Genomic DNA, 18,790 nt, shown 5'->3' on the forward strand with positions numbered 1-18,790 from the left:
TACACGCGCCCATCAGGAAGACGGCCGCGTCCCGGGCGCGGAGCAGTGCCTCTGGCGCTGCTCCGCAGAACCGGGACCGTCACAAGCACAGCCTCACCTCTCCCCGCTTGCGGGGAGAGGTCGACCCGGCGTAGCGCCAGCGAAGCCGGGTCGGGTGAGGGGGCGCCTCGGCAGAACGCGGCGCCCCCTCACCCGGCGCGACAAGCTTCGCTTGTCACGCCACCCTCTCCCCGCAAGCGGGGCGAGGGAAACTTGCCGCACCGCTTCGATCGAGATCGCCTCAGTCGTCAGCCTCAACGTCTCATCCACTTCGTGAGGCAGTGAGGCCGCTGCCGAACTCACAACAAAAAGCCCGGCCTGATCAGTATCAGGCCGGGCTTTTCTGTATCGATGGTCACTGATAGCAGCGGATCCGGCTTACGCTCGCCGGTCCGTCGCGCCGTGGCGCTACTTCAGCGGCGGCACCGCGTCGTCCGCCGGCGCAGGCGCCGGTGCAGGCGACGACGGGGCCGGCGCGGCCGGCTGCTCGGAAACCGAAGAGCGCGGGCTCGCCGCGGGCTCGCTGTCAGCCTTCGGCGCCGGCGTCACCGCCGGCACCGGATCGGAGCGCAGCGGCACGGCGCCCTCGCCCTTGGCGGGTTCGGACGCCGCCGGCTCGGCCGGCTTGGCCGGTTCGGACCTGACCGGTTCGGACTTGGGAGCCTCGGACTTCGGAGCCTCGGACTTGGGAGCCTCGGACTTCGGCGTCTCAGCCTTCGGTGCCTCAGACTTCGCGGGTTCGGACTTCGCGGGTTCGGACTTCGCGGGTTCGCTCTTGGAAGCATCGGCCGGGCTCGCCGGCTGTTCGCGACGCTGCTTGCCCTTCTTGCCCTTCTGCCGCGGCGCCGGCTTCTCCTCGACCACCGCGGGCGCTTCGCCTTCGATGGCGGGCGCGGCGACCGCCGGCTTTTCCTGCTCCGGCTTGGCTTGGCGCTTGGCGTTGCGTTTGCGGCGGCCGGGCGCGGCCTCCTGCGGCGGCAAACCTTCGGCGTCGGCGGGCCTCGCGGCGTCCGGCTGTTGCGCCTCCTGGCGCTGCCGGCGGCTCGGCCGGGTCTCGGCCTGCTCCGGCTTGGCCGGGGCGACGCCGTGGCGCGTATCGGTCGCGCCGTTGGAAATCAGGTAGGAACTCAGCAGCCCCGCCATGTCGCTGCTGGTGGTGTAGTGCTGGCGCAGATAGCCTGGCAGCGACCCCGGCGGCACCGTGCGCAACAGCCCGCGCGGGCTCTTGTGGCACACCGTGCAGGCGCCGGCGAAAATCTGCGACGGGCTCTTTCCGGCTTCGAGGTTCTGAGCCTGCGTGGGCGCGGCCGCGGCTGCACCGATCAGCAGCACAACCGTCGCTAAACTGAGCGCTCGGCTCGACATGCAATCCTCCTGAAGTGGGTAGCGCCGGCTGCGCGGCGGTCACCTTTTAGCGGATTGAGCCGTGAATGGAAGCACGCAGATGACGTATCTGCTTCGACATGGAGGGTATGTTGCCGCCCCGCACTACAGCATGGCCGCTGGGAGAATTCGCCGGATCATCGGCGTGTCGCAATCGACACGAGGAAAGCGTGCGGCCTGCTACTCAGTCAGGATGCCGTGACGCTGAATAGCCGCGACGACATTACGCGTGAAGAAACTCGACTTCCCGCGACCGAACGACGTCGGCGTCCACGGTTTCAGCCGGCTGGCGAATGACCGAGGCGAGCGGCGCTCGCGGATCGATCGCGCAGGGCCGCGCCAGAAATTCCTCGGCGGCGGCAAGCAGGGCGGGATTGCAGGGCAGCGCCTGGGCAGCGGGGGATGAGACCGCTTCGATGGCTTCGAGCAAGCCGACCAGCCAGGAGCCGTCTCGACGATTCTGCAACTGCACCTGCTGGGTCATGGTCTGCCCTCGGTTTCCCGGACATTAACCCGATCTTAGCAAATCGGTTCCTGAATGTCCGGCCGCCTCTTCTGTTTTTTTACCCGACCCGGTTCTCGGAACGCTTAAACCGATCGGTGCAATTGTCTTGACCGCCTGCACGCCTGAACTTCGGAGTGGACCGTCCGGTCGCGGCAACAATGCGTCGGCGGAACGGCGCAAATGGTTCATTCGGCAACACCGCGCTGCGGCCAAGCGGCGCACGTCAAGCCCTATGAGGGTCGCGGCAGCCCCGTGATTCCCCGATGTGTGAATCGGGCATAAGCCTGTATGACGCTTTCACACCGCCGGGGAATGGCGCTTTAGTCCCGCCCCGCTCACGTCAAATTCCGATAGACCTATAGACCATGGCAGCCATCGATTCGAACGTTCTGAAGCTCGCGCCGGAACCGGGCACGCCCGCCTACCGCATGGCGCCGCACAACATCGAGGCGGAACAGAGCGTTCTCGGCGCCATCCTGATCAACAACGACGCGTTCTACCGGGTCTCGGATTTCCTCAAGCAGGAACATTTCTTCGAGCCGATCCACCAGACCATCTACGACACCGCGGCGAGCCTGATCCGCGCCGGCAAGGTCGCCACCCCGGTGACGCTGAAAACCTTCCTGCCCGCCGACACCGATCTCGGCGGCATCACCGTCGGGCAATATCTGGCCCGGCTCGCCGCCGAAGCCACCACCATCATCAACGCCCATGATTACGGCCGCACCATCTACGAACTGGCGCTGCGCCGCGACCTGATCGGCATCGGCACCGACATGGTCAACGTCGCCTATGACGCTCCGGTGGATTTCGCCCCGAAGGCGCAGATCGAGGACGCCGAGCGCCGGCTGTACGAACTCGCGGAATCCGGCCGCTATGACGGCGGCTTCCAGAAATTCTCCCAGGCGCTGACCACCGCGGTCGACATGGCGGCGGCGGCGTTCCAGCGCGACGGCCGGTTGTCCGGCATCGCCACCGGGCTGCGCGACCTCGACAACAAGATGGGCGGGCTGCAGCACTCCGACTTGATCATCGTCGCCGGCCGCCCTGGCATGGGCAAGACCGCGCTCGCCACCAACATCGCCTACAACATCGCCCGCGCCTATCGCGGCGAGATCCAGGCCGACGGCAGCAACAAGACCGTCAATGGCGGCATCGTCGGGTTCTTCTCCTGCGAAATGTCGGCCGAACAGCTCGCCACCCGTATTCTCGCCGAGCAGACCGGGATTTCCTCGGCCTCGATCCGCCGCGGCGGCATCACCGAGAGCGATTTCGACAAGATCCGCGACTACTCGATCGAGCTGCAGTCGCTGCCGCTCTATGTCGACGAAACCGGCGGCCTGTCGATTTCGCAGCTCACCGCGCGGGCGCGGCGCTTGAAGCGGCAGAAGGGCCTCGACCTGATCATCGTCGACTATATCCAGCTGTTGCAGGGAAGCGGCAAACGCTCCGACAACCGCGTGCAGGAAGTCACCGAGATCACCACCAGCCTGAAGGCGCTGGCCAAAGAGCTCAACGTCCCGGTGATCGGGCTGTCGCAGCTGTCGCGTCAGGTGGAGAGCCGCGACGACAAGCGGCCGCAATTGTCCGACTTGCGTGAATCCGGCTCGATCGAGCAGGACGCCGACGTGGTGATGTTCGTGTATCGCGAAGAATATTATCTGCAGAACAAGGAGCCGCGCCCCGGCACGCCGGAGCACGAAAAATGGACCACCGACATGGATCTGGTCCACGGCAAGGCCGAAGTCATCATCGGCAAGCAGCGCCACGGCCCCACCGGCACCGTCGAACTGCAGTTCGAGGGCCAGTTCACCCGCTTCAGCGACCTCACCAACGACGCTCACCTGCCCGACCGCATGTGAGCCCTTCGGCGCGCGGTGTTGAACCGCGGTTCCGCCGTGCGTAATGTTGCCGCGTTCGCCAGCCATGCTGCCGCGGCTCGCGCGACCACCGCGGCTGTGCGATGCCAGCGCAGGAATCCGTTACAATCATGAACGTCGTCCCCAATCCGAAGTCGATCGCTCCCGAGTCTCCCGTCGCCGCGTCAGCGGGGCCGGCCGAGGCCGCCGCCACCGGCGTGCTCAGCATCGACCTCGACGCGCTGGTGGCGAACTGGCGCAAGCTGGAAAAGACCGCGGTGCCTTCGGAATGCGCCGGCGTGGTCAAGGCCGACGCCTATGGCTGCGGCGTCGGCCCGGTGTCGCGCGCGCTATTGTCCGCCGGCTGCAAGACCTTCTTCGTCGCCACGCTGGAGGAAGCCCGCGAGCTGCGCGGCGCGGCGCCTTCCGCCGCGATCTACGTGCTCGACGGGTTCTTGCCGAACTGCGGCGACGCCTATGCCGAGCTCGACTGCAAGCCGGTGATCGGCAGCCTCGACGAACTCGCCGAATGGGATTCGTTCTGCCGCCGCAGCTTCTGGAAGGGCGGCGCCGCGATCCATATCGACACCGGCATGAACCGGCTCGGGCTCGGCATCGCCGAGGCCGAAGGCATCGTGCCGCGGATCACCGCGGGCGATCACGGCATCACCCTGGTGATCAGCCATCTGGCCTGCGCCGAGACGCTGAACCATCCGCTCAACGCCAAACAGGCGACCAATTTCCGCGCCATCGCCGGCGCGTTTTCCGGCGTGCCGTCGTCGCTGTCGGCGTCGTCGGGGATCTATCTCGGCCCGCAATTCCACTTCGACCTGGTGCGGCCGGGTGCTGCGCTCTACGGCATCAACCCGACGCCGGAGGCCGACAATCCGATGCAGCCGGTGGTCACCTTGAAGTCGCGCATCCTGCAGGTCCGCGAGGTCGCGCGCGGCGACACCGTGGGCTATGGCGCGACCTGGACGGCGCGGCGGCCGACACGGATCGCGGTGGTCGCCGCGGGCTATGCCGACGGCTACTTCCGCGCCGCCGGCTCCAGCGACGGCACCCGCGGCGCCGACGTGATCATTGCGGGCCAACGCTGCCCGGTGGCCGGGCGGATCTCGATGGATCTTTTGGCGGTCGACATCACTGACCTCGCGCCGAACGCCGCGCGGCGCGGCCACCTGGCGACGCTGATCGGCGACGGCATCACCGTCGACGAGCTCGCGCATCATTTCGGCAGCATCGGCTACGAGGTCTTGACCAGCCTCGGCAAGCGCTACGCCCGGCAGTACAAAGGCGGCGCCGCAAACCTCACCCCGACCGAACCAATGATGAAATAGACAGCGCTCCGAGGGTGCCGTATGGGGATGCCTCGGCGCGTCTTCTATGGACCCAGTTATGTGTGTTAAATCGGACCAAGCATTAGATCATCCTCCGGCGATGCGGCGCGATGAAGTGCGCTACCGGGTGCGGCAGCAGTCGCTGCTGGTGGAGTTTGGCCGCGCCGCCATGCAAACCCGCGACTTCGGTCAAATCCTGCAACGCGCGACCGAGCTCAGCGCGCAGGGACTGGAGACGAAATTCGCAAAAGTGCTGGAGTACATCCCGGAGGACAAGCGCCTGCTGGTCCGCGCTGGCGTGGGATGGTCAGCAGGAACGGTCGGCATTGTGTCGCTCGGCGCAGACGTTGAATCGCCCGCCGGCTTTGCCTATCAGACCGGCAAGACCGTGATTTCCAACCATCTGGAGAGCGAAACCCTCTTCCGCACGCCACGATTGCTCGCCGATCACGGCATCAAACGCGCCATCAACGTGCTGATCCCACAAGGCGGCGAAGGCAACGAGCCGTTCGGGGTTCTCGAGGTTGACAGCGCCGAGCCCGGCCAATTCGACCAGGGCGACGCCTACTATCTGGACGCGTTTGCGGGACTTCTCGGCATCGCCATCGAGCGTCAGCAAGCCGACGCCGAGCTGCAGCGCGCGCTGGAGCACCAGGCGCTGCTGACCCGGGAGATGAGCCACCGCGTCAAGAACAGTCTGACCTCGGTGGTCGGGCTGTTGCGGGTGCAGGCGCGCGGCGCGGTGTCTCAGGACGTCAGAGATGCGCTGGAAGACGCCAGCTCGCGCGTCGCCACCATCGCGCAGGTCCACGATCATCTGTGGCGCGGCAGCAGGATCGGCTTCGTCGAGCTGACCAATTTCATGACCGAGCTGTGCAAGAATCTGCAGGCCAACGCGGTGGGCCATGTGCTGCGCTGCGACGTCGACCCGATGTCGATCTCCGCCGACCATGCCATCCCGCTCGGCCTGATGATCAACGAGCTGGTCACCAACGCGGTGAAATATGCCTATCCCGACGGTCATGGCGTGATCGAGGTCATCTCGCGCGAGATCGACGGCCATCTGCAACTCACGGTGGTCGATTACGGTGTCGGCCTGCCGCCGGGATTCGATATCGATGAGCCGCGCGCCAGCCTCGGCTTCAAGGTGATCAATGGTCTGGCTCGCCAGGTCGATGGTCAACTCAAGGTCGAAAGTAGTGCTGCGGGCGGCGCCCGCTTCGTGCTCGACCTGCCGATTCTTCCGGTTAATTGAAGCCACGCCATCGACGCCCACGGGGTAGCCCGGATGAGCGTAGCGACATCCGGGTGTTGCGCGTCGAGCCGCGCCCGGCATAACGCTGCGCTGACGCGGGCTGCCTGCTGCGATTGACGTCCAGCGATTGACGTCCAGCGATGATCGTCGGCGCGCCAGTTCGCAGGCACGCCCGCGCGGCCTCACTCGTCGTCGGCGGCGAGCATCAGGAACGCGGTGACCGCAGCACCGAGCCCGAGATGCACCGAGACGCCGACCACGAACCACGCTTCCAGCGTGCGCGGTGCGACGCTGTTTTCGATCATGCCGTGCAGGCCGAACATGTTCTTGAACAGCAACACCAGCGCGAACGCCGCGCCGAGCGCCGCGCCGAACGCGAACTGCCCCGCGAGCTGCCGCAGGATGTACTGCTCTTTGCGCTTGTACGGCTTCGACGGCATGGTGGGTGCTCTGTGGTTGCTCCGGCCCTGCCGGCCAGTCTGCCATCAAAACGCGGTCGCAGCCAAGCCTCCCGCCGCCCGGAATGGCCAGGAATGCCCCCTTCGTCCGCGCCGTCGGCCGGTTGCCTGTTGCTGGCCGACCGCCTCGCCCGCGGGCGCCTCGCTCACCACCGGGGCGACTTCCTCGCTCGGGCTCTATGCTCGACGTCGGTGACGTCCCAGCAGGCCGACGCTTGGTCGTTGACCCGTCTGTAGCCCGGATAAGCGAAGCGCCATCCGGGTCTTGTCATTGCCACCCGCATATCGCTGCGCTCATGCGGACTACTCGCTACTCGCTACCTGAATTCCTGAGACAGAACAGAACATCGCTAGTAAGATCAGCCATGACGGGTTCACAGGGGTGTTTCTGATCCAATGTCTTACAGCGGTCGGTTATTCATCGTTGCGCTTGGAGGATGTCTAGTAGCGTGGTTGGCATTACCCCAAATTCCCCAAGGGGAATTGGATCAATCCGTTCCCTCAGAACAGCAACAACAGACCGGCGTCAAGAAAGACCAGTCCCGCGGCGCGGATGTCGAACCTAGTGGGAAGCAGCCAACTGCCGAGCAGAACAAAACTAAGGCCGAAATTTATAAGCGGGCCTGCGAAAAACCCAAGGACTCCAATGATGCGCAACTCTGTGAGCAATGGCGCGCCGCTGTAGCTGCGGAAGCCCAAGTTAGCCTCAACAGGCTGGGGACGTGGTTTTTGTTCGGGACGCTCATCTTCACCGGCATAGCGGCGGCCGCGACGTACTTGACCGTCAGAACCATGAAAAGCACTGCAGAAAGGCAGTTGCGCGCTTATCTGTCGGTGGAGATAACAGGCTTCAATTTCGACCGCGATCCCAACAGAACACTCATCTGCAAAGCAGGTTTCAACATCAGGAATGACGGTCAGACACCGGCTTATGATGTTAGGACAAATGTGGATTTTCGTGTCGCCGAACAGCCCCTCATGAAGGATATGGAGCGCCCCAAAGATAACGTCCTCAGATACGAGAACTCCATATCTCCGAACCGGTTTCAGGAGGCGGGCGGCAGCAAGGCAATCCCCGTTGAGAAGCAGAGACTCCTGCCTGGGCAGAAGCTCTACTTCATCGGGTTGGTGCTGTACAAAGATGCCTTCGACGCGGAGCGTGAAACTTGGTTCTGCGGATATATCGATCAGTCCGACCTTATCATGGACCTTTCCCCAGGGCCGAAAACGATCCCCCTAACTTTTCGTTGGGCAGAACGACACAACAAGACAACATGAGTCACGAGACGCGGCCCGCTTGATGGTTTGCTCCCTAACGCCAGGCCCCGCATGTCGCTGCGCTCATGCTGGCTACCTGGCGTGGAATGCGACGCCGGGGTGATCGCGCCTTTTGGCCCTTCATGACGATGGCCTTCGAAGCCAGCTTGACTTCGTATGCGACACCCGAACAAATAGCGAACAAGAATTCCAGCATTGTCGCGAATCAGCGCGTTAACCACTCAGCGATTCCCATGGCCAAAGCCACCCTCTCCTTCGTCTGCCAGAACTGCGGCGCCGCCTATAACCGCTGGCAGGGCAAGTGCGAATCCTGCGGCGAGTGGAACACGCTGGCCGAGGAGGATCTGACCGGGGCGGCCTCGATGCCGGCGTCGATCCGCTCCAAGCGGCGCGGCCGCGCCTTCAAGCTGGAGAGCCTCACCGGCACCAGCGAACAGGCGCCGCGGCTGTCGTCGGGCTTGGGCGAACTCGATCGCGTCACCGGCGGCGGTTTTGTCCGCGGCTCGGTGCTCTTGGTCGGCGGCGATCCCGGGATCGGCAAGTCGACGCTGCTGACCCAGGCCACCAGCCTGATGGCGCGCGAAGGCCACCGCATCGTCTATATCTCCGGCGAAGAGGCGGTGGCGCAGGTCCGGTTGCGCGCCGCTCGTCTCGGGCTGGCTGACGCGCCGGTGCAGCTCGCCGCCGAGACCTCGGTCGAGGACATCATCACCACGCTGTCGGAAGGCGCGGTGCCGCGGCTGATCGTGATCGATTCGATTCAGACGATGTGGACCGACACCGTGGAATCCGCGCCCGGCACGGTGACCCAGGTGCGCGCCTCGGCGCAGGCGCTGATCCGCTTCGCCAAGAAATCCGGTGCGGCGATCATCCTGGTCGGCCACGTCACCAAGGACGGCCAGATCGCCGGGCCCCGCGTGGTCGAGCACATGGTCGACGCGGTGTTGTCGTTCGAGGGCGAAGGCTCGCAGCAGTTCCGGATTCTGCGCGCGGTGAAAAACCGCTTCGGCCCGACCGACGAGATCGGCGTGTTCGAGATGACGGGCCTCGGGCTTCGCGAAGTCTCCAATCCCTCCGAGCTGTTTCTGTCGGAGCGCGATTTGGGCTCGCCGGGCACTGCGGTGTTCGCCGGCATGGAGGGCACCCGCCCGGTGCTGGTGGAATTGCAGGCGCTGGTTGTGCCGACCACGCTCGGCACGCCGCGGCGCGCGGTGGTGGGCTGGGATTCCTCGCGATTGTCGATGGTGCTGGCGGTGCTGGAGGCGCATTGCGGCGTCAAGCTCTCGGGCTACGACGTCTATTTCAACGTCGCCGGCGGCCTGCGCATCAACGAGCCGGCGGCTGATCTGGCCGCCGCCGCCGCCCTGGTGTCGTCGCTCGCCAACGCGCCGTTGCCCACTGATGCTGTGTATTTCGGCGAGATCTCGCTGTCCGGCGCGGTGCGGCCGGTGGCGCAGAGCTCGGCGCGGCTGAAGGAAGCCGCCAAACTGGGGTTTGCCCGTGCGGTGCTGCCCGAGTCGGCGCGCGGCGACGGCGGCGGCGATGCCGGGCTCACCCTCAACACCGTGGGCGGATTATCCAGCCTGGTCGCCGATATTGCCGCGCGGGGCTCGCCGAAGCCCGGCCGCGACAACGGTAAAAGCACAGCGCCGGAGAAAAACGCCACCCCTGCGCGATTCCGCCGCCAGGAGGGCTAATGCCCGCGTGACCTTAAGCGACGCCACCGCTATAACCCCGGCGGCGCGGCATCCGAGCGAGTTGTGACACGGACCATTAAGCCATCGGACCAATGTTGTGCCGATGACTTCATTGCGATTTTGCAGTCTTGCGACCCGTGCCCTATGACCGTCACTGAAGGCCACCCGGCGCCACGCCGATTCGCGGTTTCGATTTACGAGCGGACCTGACCAGCCGATGCCGATTACCATTCTCGATCTCGTCCTGCTCGCGGTGATGTTGATTTCGGGCCTGCTGGCGATGGTCCGCGGCTTCATGCGCGAAATCCTGTCGATCGCCGCCTGGGGCGCCGCCGCGCTGGTGACGCTGTACGCCTATCAAAAGCTGCTCCCCACCGCGAAAACCTATTTCAGCAGCGACACCGTCGCCTCGGTGGTGGTGATCGCCGGCGTGTTCATCGGCACGCTGGTGATCGTCTCGATCATCACCGTGCGGATCTCCGACATGATCCTGGATTCGCGAATCGGCGCGCTCGATCGCACGCTGGGCTTCCTGTTCGGACTCGCGCGTGGGTTGCTGATCGTGGTGGTGGCCTATCAGTTCTTCATCTGGCTGGTTCCCGACAAACAGCGTCCCGACTGGGTGACGGCCGCGAAATCCCGCACCGTGCTGCAGGGAACCGGGGATTGGTTGATGGCGCTCTTGCCGGATGACCCTGAAAATACCATCTTGAAGAGGTTCAAGAAGACCAAGCCGGAAGACGATCAGACCGAGACTGATCAGGCGACCCCGCCGGCAGCCGAGGGCTACCCGAAGAACGCCCGCGACGATTTGAAGAAGCTGATCGAAGGCAAGCCGGCCAAACGCTAGTTTGGGCGGGAATGCCGGTTTGAACGAGGATAGAGGCGTGATGAACGAAATGCAGAGCCGTTCCGAAGCAGCAACCTCGCCCGAATTGGATCCGCAGCTGGATTTCGACATGGACGGCGACACGTTGCGCGAGGAGTGCGGCGTATTCGGCATCTTCGGTCACCCCGACGCCGCCGCCATCACCGCACTCGGGCTGCACGCCCTGCAGCATCGCGGCCAGGAAGCCGCCGGCATCGTTTCCTTCGAGGGCGGCCGGTTTCACTCCGAACGCCGGCTCGGCCTGGTCGGCGACACCTTCTCGCGCGCCGACGTGATCGCGCGGCTGCCCGGCACCGCCGCGGTCGGCCATGTGCGCTATTCCACCACCGGCGAGACCATCCTGCGCAACGTCCAGCCGCTGTTCGCCGAGCTCAACGCCGGCGGCTTCGCGATCGGCCACAACGGCAATCTCACCAACGGCCTGACGCTGCGCCGCGAACTGGTGCGCGGCGGCGCGATGATGCAGTCGACCACCGACACCGAGGTGATTCTGCATCTGGTGGCGCATTCCAAGCGCACCCGCTTCGTCGATCGTTTCATCGAGGCGCTGCGCGCCATCGAGGGCGCCTATTCGCTGGTGTCGTTGACCAACAAGAAGCTGATCGGCGCCCGCGATCCGCTCGGCATCCGCCCCCTGGTGCTCGGCGAACTCGACGACTGCCCGATTCTGGCGTCGGAGACCTGCGCGCTCGACATCATCGGCGCGAAATACGTCCGCGACGTCGAGCCCGGCGAAGTCATCGTGTTCGACCGCCACGGCGTCACCAGCCACAAGCCGTTCCCGCCGATGCCGGCGCGGCCCTGCATCTTCGAATACATCTATTTCGCCCGGCCCGACTCCGTGGTCGGCGGCCGTTCGGTGTACGACGTGCGCAAGGCGTTCGGCGCCCAGCTCGCCCGCGAAAGCCATGTCGAGGCCGACGTCGTGGTGCCGGTGCCGGATTCCGGCGTGCCCGCCGCGATCGGCTATTCGCGACAGTCCGGCGTGCCGTTCGAGCTCGGCATCATCCGCAATCACTATGTCGGCCGCACCTTCATCCAGCCGACCCAGAGCGTGCGCGAACTCGGCGTGCGGATGAAGCACTCCGCCAACCGCGCCGCGATCGAAGGCAAGCGCATCGTCTTGATCGACGACAGCCTGGTGCGCGGCACCACCTCGAAGAAGATCGTCAAGATGATGCGCGACGCCGGCGCCAGCGAGGTGCATTTCCGCATCGCCTCGCCGCCGATCACCCATCCGGATTACTACGGCATCGACACCCCGGACCGCGCCGGCCTGCTCGCCGCCACGCATAATCTGGAAGAGATGCGCGAACTGATCGGCGCCGATTCGCTGGCGTTCCTGTCGGTCGACGGCATCTACCGCGCGATGGGCGAGCCCGGCCGCGATCCGGCGCATCCGAAGTTCACCGACCATTGCTTCACCGGCGACTATCCGACGCCGCTGACCGACCACAACCAGACCGAAGCGCAGCCGCGGCAATTGTCGTTGCTGGCCGAAGCCAGCTGACGCCCCCATCGGCCGCGCCCTCACTGGCTTTTTGATTGAGCATGATCTTATCCGAAAACCGCGATCCACTTTTCGGGATCATGCTCTAAAGTTCGTCGCGCCCGGCCTTGTGCCGGGCGGCAACGTCTTTAAAAGACGCTGTGAATCGCCGGCCTCCGCCCGGCTGTGACGGATCACAACGCGCCATGACCCTGCCCCTCGCCTCCCGCCTCGCTCTCGTCACCGGCGCCTCGCGCGGCCTCGGCTACGCCACCGCCCGTGCGCTGGCCCGAGCCGGTGCCCATGTCATCGCGGTGGCGCGCACCCAGGGCGGGCTGGAAGAGCTCGACGACGAGATCCGCCGCGACACCGGCGAAGGCGCCACGCTGGTGCCGCTCGACCTCACCGATCTCGAAGCCATCGCCCGGCTCGGCGGCGTCTTGCACGAGCGCCACGGCAAGCTCGACATCTTCGTCAGCAATGCCGGCATCGCCGGGCCGTCGTCGCCGCTCGGCCATATCGCGCCGAAGCCGTGGGGCGACGTGATGGCGATCAACCTCAACGCCAATTTCCAGCTGATCCGCTGCATGGAGCCGCTGCTGCGCGCCTCCGACGCCGGCCGCGCGGTGATGATCAGCTGCGACGAGGCGCGTCGCGCGCCGGCCTATCGCGGCCCCGCGGCGGCCTCGAAAGCCGCGCTGGAAACCTTGACGCGGGTGTGGGCGGCGGAGAACGCCACCACCGCGCTGCGCGTCAACCTGTTCGATCCCGGTCCGGTCCGCACCAAGCTGCGCGCCACCATCATGCCGGGGGAAGACCCGGAAACGCTGCCCACCGCCGACGAAGTCGCCGAGTTGCTGCTCCCGCTGTGCCTGCCGTCGTGCAGCGACAACGGCAAGCTCTATGACTACAAGAGCCGCACGCTGAAGGACTTTGCCGCGGCGGTGTAGCGCTCGCTCGCCGCACGTAGCTGCGACATCAACCACGGCGTCATTCCGGGGCGCGAGAGCGCCAGCTCGAGCGAACCCGGAATCTTGCGACACGCACTGACACCTGACCCCGTGGCAAGATTCCGGGTTCGCTCGCCCAAGCGGGCTCGCGCCCCGGAATGACGGGGGGTTGGGTCGCCGGACAAGACTAACCGCTGCTCAGTTCTCTCGCGCGTCAGCGCTCTTGCGCCGCCGCCTGCTCGCGCCGCATCGCCGCCACCGCGCTGCCGGCGATCAGCATCGACACCAGCAACAGCGCACCCGCCACGATGAACGGCGCGCCGGGCAGATGCAGCGGCGTGCCGTCGGCGATGAAGTACGCGAAGATCAGCGTGAACAGCGACGGGCCGACCAGTTCGGCGACGCTGTTGACGCTGGTGTTGGCGCCCTGCAACTGGCCCTGCTGATCCGCCGGCACCAGCCGCGTCATCAGGCTTGAGGTCGCGGGTCCGGCGATGCCCCAGATCGTCATCACCGGGATGCCGATCCAGAACAGCGGCCCGTTCGGCGCGAACGCGTAGATCGCAAAGCCGAGCGCGCCGCCGCCATAGCCAAGAATCATCGCCCAGCGCTCGCCGAGCAGCTTCAGCGCCGGCCCAACCAGCCCGCCCTGCACGATCGTGGTGCACAGCCCGACGAAGGCCAGCGCCAGCCCGACCGTGGTCTGGTCCCAGCCGTAGCGATAGGTGGTGTACAGCACGAAAGTCGCCGGCAGCGCGACATGCGCCACCTCGGCGCAGAACGTCACCACCGCGAGCGCCGCCAGCGTGGCGTTGGAGCGTAATAGCCGCAGCGCGCCGAGCGGATTGGCGCTGCGCCATTTGAACGCCGAGCGGCGCTCCTTCGGCAGCGATTCCGGCAGCACGAAGTAGCCGTACATCGCGTTGGCGAGGCTCAAGCCCGCCGCCACCCAGAACGGCAGCCGCGGGTCGACGCCGCCGAGCAGCCCGCCGATCGCAGGCCCGAAGATGAATCCCAGCCCGAACGCCGCGCCGATCTTGCCGAACACCGCGGCGCGTTTCTCCGGCGCCGTGACGTCGGCGATATAGGCGAACGAGGTGGAAATGCTGGCCGAGGTGACGCCGGAAATCATCCGGCCGACGAACAGCCAGCCCAGCGACGGCGCCAGCGCCATCATGATGTAGTCGAGCCCGAGCCCGAAATTCGACAGCAGGATCACCGGGCGGCGGCCGAACCGATCGCTCAGCGCGCCGAGCACCGGCGAGGCAAAGAACTGCATCAGCGCCCAGGCGGTGCCGAACAGGCCGTAGATCTTGGCGGCGTCCGCGGTGTTGTTGTCGGCGAAGCTCTCCACCAGCTTCGGCAGAATCGGCAGGATCATGCCGATCGACAGCATGTCGAGCAGGATGGTGATGAAGATGAAGCCGACCGCGGCGCGGCGCGGCCCTTCCATCGGAGGCGTTGCGGCTGTCTCGGCTGCAGGCGCCGCGGCTGTCTCGCCTACAGGCGTCACCGCCGAAGCCATCTCGGCCGGAGGCGTCGCGTGGGCTTCCGCGTCAGGCTGTTCGACAGTCATGGATTGCGCTGCGCCCCTGCGCCAAGGGCCGGCGCATTCCGCAAGCTAATGCCTCGCGGCAACCCGGGCAATTCGCAAAATGGCGGTCACTGCTGGTGATCGCGACGCGGAAGCCTCTGCCCCTGCCACTCGCACCGCCGTCATCCCGGACATCGTGTCCCGGACGCCGAGCAGCGCGCTTGCGCTGCGAGGCGAGCCGGGACCGTTCCAAGCGCAGCCGTCGTAACGGCCCCGGCTCTGCGGCGCACCACGCCGCAAGAGCGGCGCGTTGCACCGCGTCCGGGGCACGGGATCGCAAAAGCTATTCCGGCAACGTTGACGCGAGCGGCGCGAGGTCTTCCTCATCCTTCGAGACGCGCGCCGAAGCGGGCGCGCTCCTCACCATGAGGACTCGGCTAGTTCGGCCGCCGGCGCTTATGCGCGAACGGGTTGGCCTTTTCGCGCAGCGTGATGCGCACCGGCGTGCCGGGCAGATCGAAGAACGCCCGCAGGCTATTCACGAGATAACGCAGGTACGATTCCGGCACCGCGTCGGCGCGCGAGCAGAATACGATGAAGCTCGGCGGCCGCGCCTTGGCCTGCGTCACGTAGTTCAGCTTCAGCCGACGGCCCGACACCGCCGGCGGCGGGTTGGTCTCGACTGCCTGTTCGAACCAGCGATTGAGCGAGGCGGTCGGCACCCGCCGGTTCCACACTGCGTAAGAATCCTCGATCGCCTTCATCAGCCGGTCGATGCCCTCGCCCATCAGTCCGGACACCGCGACGATCGGCACGCCCTTGACCTGCGGCAGCAGGTGATCGACGTCGGCGCGCAGCCCCGCCACGAGGCTCGCCTGCTTGCCCATCAGATCCCATTTGTTGACCGCGATCACCAGCGCGCGGCCCTCGCGCTCGATCAGGTCGGCGATCCGCAGGTCCTGCTCCTCGAACTTGTTCTGCGAATCCATCATCAGCACGACGACTTCGGCGAAACGGATGGCGCGCAGCGCATCCGCAACCGAAAGCTTCTCCAGCTTCTCCTCGATCCGCGAGCGGCGGCGTAAGCCGGCGGTGTCGAAGATCCGGAATTGGCGGCCCTTGTAGTCGACCTCGACCGAGATCGAATCCCGCGTGGTGCCGGCTTCGGCGCTGGTCAACAGCCGCTCCTCGCCGAGCAGATGGTTGATCATGGTCGACTTGCCGGCGTTCGGCCGGCCGACGATCGCGACCCGGATCGGCCGGGTGGAGAAATCTTCCTCGCTGACGCCCTCGACCTCGTCGTCCTCGTCGAACAACACGTCGGGCTCCGGCATCACCGCGCGCAACGCGTCGTAGAGATCGCTGAGACCCTCGCCGTGCTCGGCGGAAATCTGGATCGGATCGCCGAGCCCGAGCGCGTAGGATTCCATCGCGCCGATCTCGCCGTGCCGGCCCTCGCTCTTGTTGGCGACCAGGATCACCGGCTTGTTGGCGCGGCGGGCGAAGTCGGCGAAGGCGCGGTCGTTCGGCGTGAGCCCGGCGCGGGCGTCGATCACGAACATCAGCGCATCCGCCAAGGCGATCGCCGCCTCGGTCTGCTCCTGCATCCGCGCCACCAGCGAGCCCTTGGCGCCCTCGTCGAGGCCGGCAGTGTCGATGATGGTGAATTCGAGGTCGCCGAGCTTGCCCTGGCCTTCGCGACGATCGCGGGTCACCCCCGGCGTGTCATCGACCAGCGCGAGCTTCTGCCCAACCAGACGGTTGAACAGCGTGGATTTGCCGACGTTGGGCCGGCCGATAATAGCAAAGGTGAACGACATCGCTGATGCGTGCACTCATTCCCGGCGACATGTCAATGTCGGGCGCGCGAAGCGGCCCGCTCAGCGCTGGAAACTGCCGCCCGGCAGCGGCGCCGGGAAGGCCGAGGACGGCGCCGGCGCGGTGGTGGTGGTCGCCGCGGCGGGTTCGTCCGGCGGCGGCGCGGTGGTGCGGCGGCGCGATTGTTTGGCGGGCTTCGGCGCCGGCGGGGCCGCCGACAGGCTGCCGTCTTCTTCGGGCGCCGGTTCGGCCTCTTGCGCCGGGGCGCGGGCGACCGCGGGCTTGCTGCGGGCCTTCGGCTTCGAAGCGCGCTTCGGCTTGGCTTCCTCGACCGGCGCCGGCGTGGCCTCCGGCTGCGGCTCCTCGACCGCGCCGCGGTAGAGGTTCTTCGGCACGCCCTGCTCGAGCCCCGGGACGCCTTCGGGGAACACCGGCTTGCGATCGCCCGGCAGCTTCTTCTTGGTGTCGAGGAAGTCGAGCAGGTCGGTGGGGTCCCAGCCCGTGGTGCTGCCGCAGCCGGTCAGCGCACTCGCGAGCGCGATCAGCACGGCGGCAGAAATCAGACGAGAGGTACGGCGCATGGGGGTCTCACTCAACTCGGGGCGACTTGTCGGTGTCGTTTTGCTTGCCTTGGGTTTGCCACAAGCTTTTCGCGTCAGCTTTTGGCGGCCGGCGGCAGCAGCGCCTGCAGCACGTCGGCGCGGCTGCGCAGGCTCGACGGCGTCTCGGCATCGGTGGAAATCAGCTCGAGCCATTTGCGCGCCGCGGTGGCGTCGCCGGTGCGCCAGGCCGACAGCGCCAGCAGTTCGCGCGCGGTGTGGCGATAGGTGCCCGCCGTCGTGGTCGCCGGCTCCAGTCGCTGCAGCATGTCAGGGTAGCTCGCGGTTTCAAGAAGCAGGCCAGCAGCGCGGACTTTTGCCAGGTCGCGATCGACGGCGGGCACCGCGGCATCGGCCGCAATCGCGTCGAAGGCCTTGGCGGCGGCCTGCGTATCACGCGCGGCGATCTCAGCGGCAGCGCGCAGCCGCGCCAGGGTGCGATAGCCGGCCGGCGCGGTGGCGGCGATCTTGGCGAACGCGGCTTCGGCCTCGGCGTGCTTGTTCTGTTCGGACAGGTCGGACGCCTGATTGAACGCAGCGCCGGCCTCGGCGGCCTTCTTGGCCTCGAAATACTGATACCCGCGCCAACCGCCGACTCCGACGATGATCAGAATCGCGAGCGCGATGATCAACAGCGAGTAACGATCCCACAGCCGCTTGAGCTGTTCGCGGCGCAGGTCTTCGTCGACTTCGTTAAATAATTCAGACACTTAAATCTATCCCATCCCCGAATGGCGGCAGCGCCTCGGCGCGCCGGCGTGCGCCGCCCGCGATCCCGCGGCGGCGATACCCTAGCGATATGGCGACGGCAAGGCAAAGCAAGCCCAGCCAACGTGTTGACTAAGCGAAGGCTGCGACGTGCCGCCGCGGTTCAGCTTTTCGCCTTCATGCCGTAGACGTGCTGCGGTCCCGGAAACGCGCGGGAGCGAACCTCGCTGGCGTAGTCCCTGATCGCGGCTTCGATGCCGGGGCCGAGATCGCCGAACCGCTTGACGAATTTCGGCGCCCACGGCGACAGCCCGAGCATGTCTTCCAACACCAGCACCTGGCCGTCGCAGGCCGCGCTGGCGCCGATGCCGATGGTCGGAATCGCGATGTCCTTGGTGATCTTGGCCGCCAGCGGCTCGGCCACCGCTTCGATCACCACCGAGAACGCGCCGGCCTCGGCGACCGCGCGGGCGTCGGCCTCGATCGGCGCCCAGTCGCTCTCCTCGCGGCCCTGCGCGCGGAACGAGCCCAGCGTGTTGATCGACTGCGGCGTCAGCCCGATATGGCCCATCACCGGCACGCCGCGCTCGGTGAGGAAGCGGATGGTCTCGGCCATCTTCACGCCGCCCTCCAGCTTCACCCCGCCGCACAGGCTTTCCTTCATGATCCGCACCGCGGAGTGGAACGCCTGCTCCTTCGACGCCTCGTAGGAGCCGAACGGCATGTCGACCACCACCATCGCTTCCTTGGAGCCGCGCATCACCGCGCGACCCTGCAGAATCATCATGTCGAGCGTCACCGGCACCGTGGTCTCGAAGCCGTGCATCACATTGCCGAGCGAATCGCCGACCAGGATGACATCGCAATAGCGATCGACCAGGGCGGCGGTGTGGGCGTGGTACGAGGTCAGCATCACCACCGGATCGCCGCCCTTGCGGGCGCGGATCTCCGGGGCGGTCTTGCGCTTGATCGTGGATTGCACGGACATC

At 66.3% G+C, this 18,790-nt stretch carries 17 protein-coding genes; 9 read left to right on the plus strand and 8 right to left on the minus strand.

Going from position 1 to position 18,790, the window contains the following annotated elements:
• Positions 1–447: 447 nt before the first annotated feature.
• Positions 448–1,404, minus strand: a complete 957-nt coding sequence (locus HNR60_RS06090) for a hypothetical protein (RefSeq protein ID WP_184255376.1) — start codon at positions 1,402–1,404, stop codon at positions 448–450.
• Positions 1,405–1,645: 241 nt separating this feature from the next.
• Positions 1,646–1,906 carry a hypothetical protein gene (locus HNR60_RS06095; protein ID WP_184255378.1) on the minus strand — a complete coding sequence of 87 codons (261 nt, stop codon included), beginning with the start codon at positions 1,904–1,906 and terminating at the stop codon, positions 1,646–1,648.
• Positions 1,907–2,292: 386 nt separating this feature from the next.
• Here HNR60_RS06095 and HNR60_RS06100 point away from each other — a divergent pair, with 386 nt between their 5' ends.
• The 3 genes from HNR60_RS06100 to HNR60_RS06110 all read left to right on the plus strand — a co-directional run bounded on the left by HNR60_RS06100 (position 2,293) and on the right by HNR60_RS06110 (position 6,381).
• Positions 2,293–3,789, plus strand: a complete 1,497-nt coding sequence (locus HNR60_RS06100) for a replicative DNA helicase (protein WP_184255380.1) — start codon at positions 2,293–2,295, stop codon at positions 3,787–3,789.
• 128 nt (positions 3,790–3,917) lie between these two features.
• On the plus strand, positions 3,918–5,126 hold the full coding sequence (gene alr, locus HNR60_RS06105) for an alanine racemase (protein WP_184255382.1): 1,209 nt from the start codon (positions 3,918–3,920) through the stop codon (positions 5,124–5,126).
• Between the two features lie 100 nt (positions 5,127–5,226).
• On the plus strand, positions 5,227–6,381 hold the full coding sequence (locus HNR60_RS06110; RefSeq protein WP_246432827.1) for a sensor histidine kinase: 1,155 nt from the start codon (positions 5,227–5,229) through the stop codon (positions 6,379–6,381).
• 182 nt (positions 6,382–6,563) lie between these two features.
• Here HNR60_RS06110 and HNR60_RS06115 read toward each other — a convergent pair whose 3' ends face one another.
• Positions 6,564–6,821, minus strand: a complete 258-nt coding sequence (locus HNR60_RS06115) for a hypothetical protein (protein WP_184255386.1) — start codon at positions 6,819–6,821, stop codon at positions 6,564–6,566.
• Positions 6,822–7,164: 343 nt separating this feature from the next.
• Between HNR60_RS06115 and HNR60_RS24445 the strand changes: the two genes are divergently transcribed.
• The 6 genes from HNR60_RS24445 to HNR60_RS06140 all read left to right on the plus strand — a co-directional run bounded on the left by HNR60_RS24445 (position 7,165) and on the right by HNR60_RS06140 (position 13,142).
• Entirely contained in the window at positions 7,165–7,284 is a 120-nt protein-coding gene (locus tag HNR60_RS24445) for a DUF6471 domain-containing protein (RefSeq protein WP_430694885.1), read from the plus strand.
• On the plus strand, positions 7,236–8,117 hold the full coding sequence (locus HNR60_RS06120) for a hypothetical protein (protein WP_184255388.1): 882 nt from the start codon (positions 7,236–7,238) through the stop codon (positions 8,115–8,117). Before HNR60_RS24445 ends, HNR60_RS06120 begins: the two co-directional genes overlap by 49 nt.
• 233 nt (positions 8,118–8,350) lie before the next feature.
• Entirely contained in the window at positions 8,351–9,814 is a 1,464-nt protein-coding gene (gene radA, locus HNR60_RS06125; protein ID WP_184255390.1) for a DNA repair protein RadA, read from the plus strand.
• 217 nt (positions 9,815–10,031) lie between these two features.
• Entirely contained in the window at positions 10,032–10,664 is a 633-nt protein-coding gene (locus tag HNR60_RS06130; RefSeq protein WP_184255392.1) for a CvpA family protein, read from the plus strand.
• Positions 10,665–10,704: 40 nt separating this feature from the next.
• Complete coding sequence (gene purF, locus HNR60_RS06135) at positions 10,705–12,213, plus strand: amidophosphoribosyltransferase (RefSeq protein ID WP_184255394.1); 1,509 nt, start codon at positions 10,705–10,707, stop codon at positions 12,211–12,213.
• Between the two features lie 185 nt (positions 12,214–12,398).
• The gene (locus HNR60_RS06140; protein ID WP_184255396.1) at positions 12,399–13,142 is read left to right on the plus strand and encodes an SDR family NAD(P)-dependent oxidoreductase; all 744 of its coding nucleotides are present in this window, start codon (positions 12,399–12,401) and stop codon (positions 13,140–13,142) included.
• Between the two features lie 214 nt (positions 13,143–13,356).
• On the opposite strand, the gene HNR60_RS06145 is transcribed toward HNR60_RS06140, so the two are convergent.
• The 5 genes from HNR60_RS06145 to panB form a co-directional block, all read right to left on the minus strand.
• Positions 13,357–14,595, minus strand: a complete 1,239-nt coding sequence (locus tag HNR60_RS06145; RefSeq protein ID WP_184255398.1) for a TCR/Tet family MFS transporter — start codon at positions 14,593–14,595, stop codon at positions 13,357–13,359.
• Between the two features lie 518 nt (positions 14,596–15,113).
• Positions 15,114–16,496 (minus strand): ribosome biogenesis GTPase Der, encoded by a 1,383-nt coding sequence (gene der, locus HNR60_RS06150; RefSeq protein WP_184255515.1) that lies wholly within the window; start codon positions 16,494–16,496, stop codon positions 15,114–15,116.
• Between the two features lie 60 nt (positions 16,497–16,556).
• The gene (locus HNR60_RS06155; RefSeq protein ID WP_184255400.1) at positions 16,557–17,075 is read right to left on the minus strand and encodes a hypothetical protein; all 519 of its coding nucleotides are present in this window, start codon (positions 17,073–17,075) and stop codon (positions 16,557–16,559) included.
• A gap of 74 nt (positions 17,076–17,149) precedes the next feature.
• The gene (locus HNR60_RS06160) at positions 17,150–17,803 is read right to left on the minus strand and encodes a tetratricopeptide repeat protein (protein WP_184255402.1); all 654 of its coding nucleotides are present in this window, start codon (positions 17,801–17,803) and stop codon (positions 17,150–17,152) included.
• Between the two features lie 161 nt (positions 17,804–17,964).
• Positions 17,965–18,789 (minus strand): 3-methyl-2-oxobutanoate hydroxymethyltransferase, encoded by an 825-nt coding sequence (gene panB / locus HNR60_RS06165; protein ID WP_184255404.1) that lies wholly within the window; start codon positions 18,787–18,789, stop codon positions 17,965–17,967.
• Position 18,790: the final 1 nt, after the last annotated feature.

This window comes from Rhodopseudomonas rhenobacensis (assembly GCF_014203125.1).
GTDB classification, from domain to species: Bacteria; Pseudomonadota; Alphaproteobacteria; order Rhizobiales; family Xanthobacteraceae; genus Rhodopseudomonas_A; species Rhodopseudomonas_A rhenobacensis.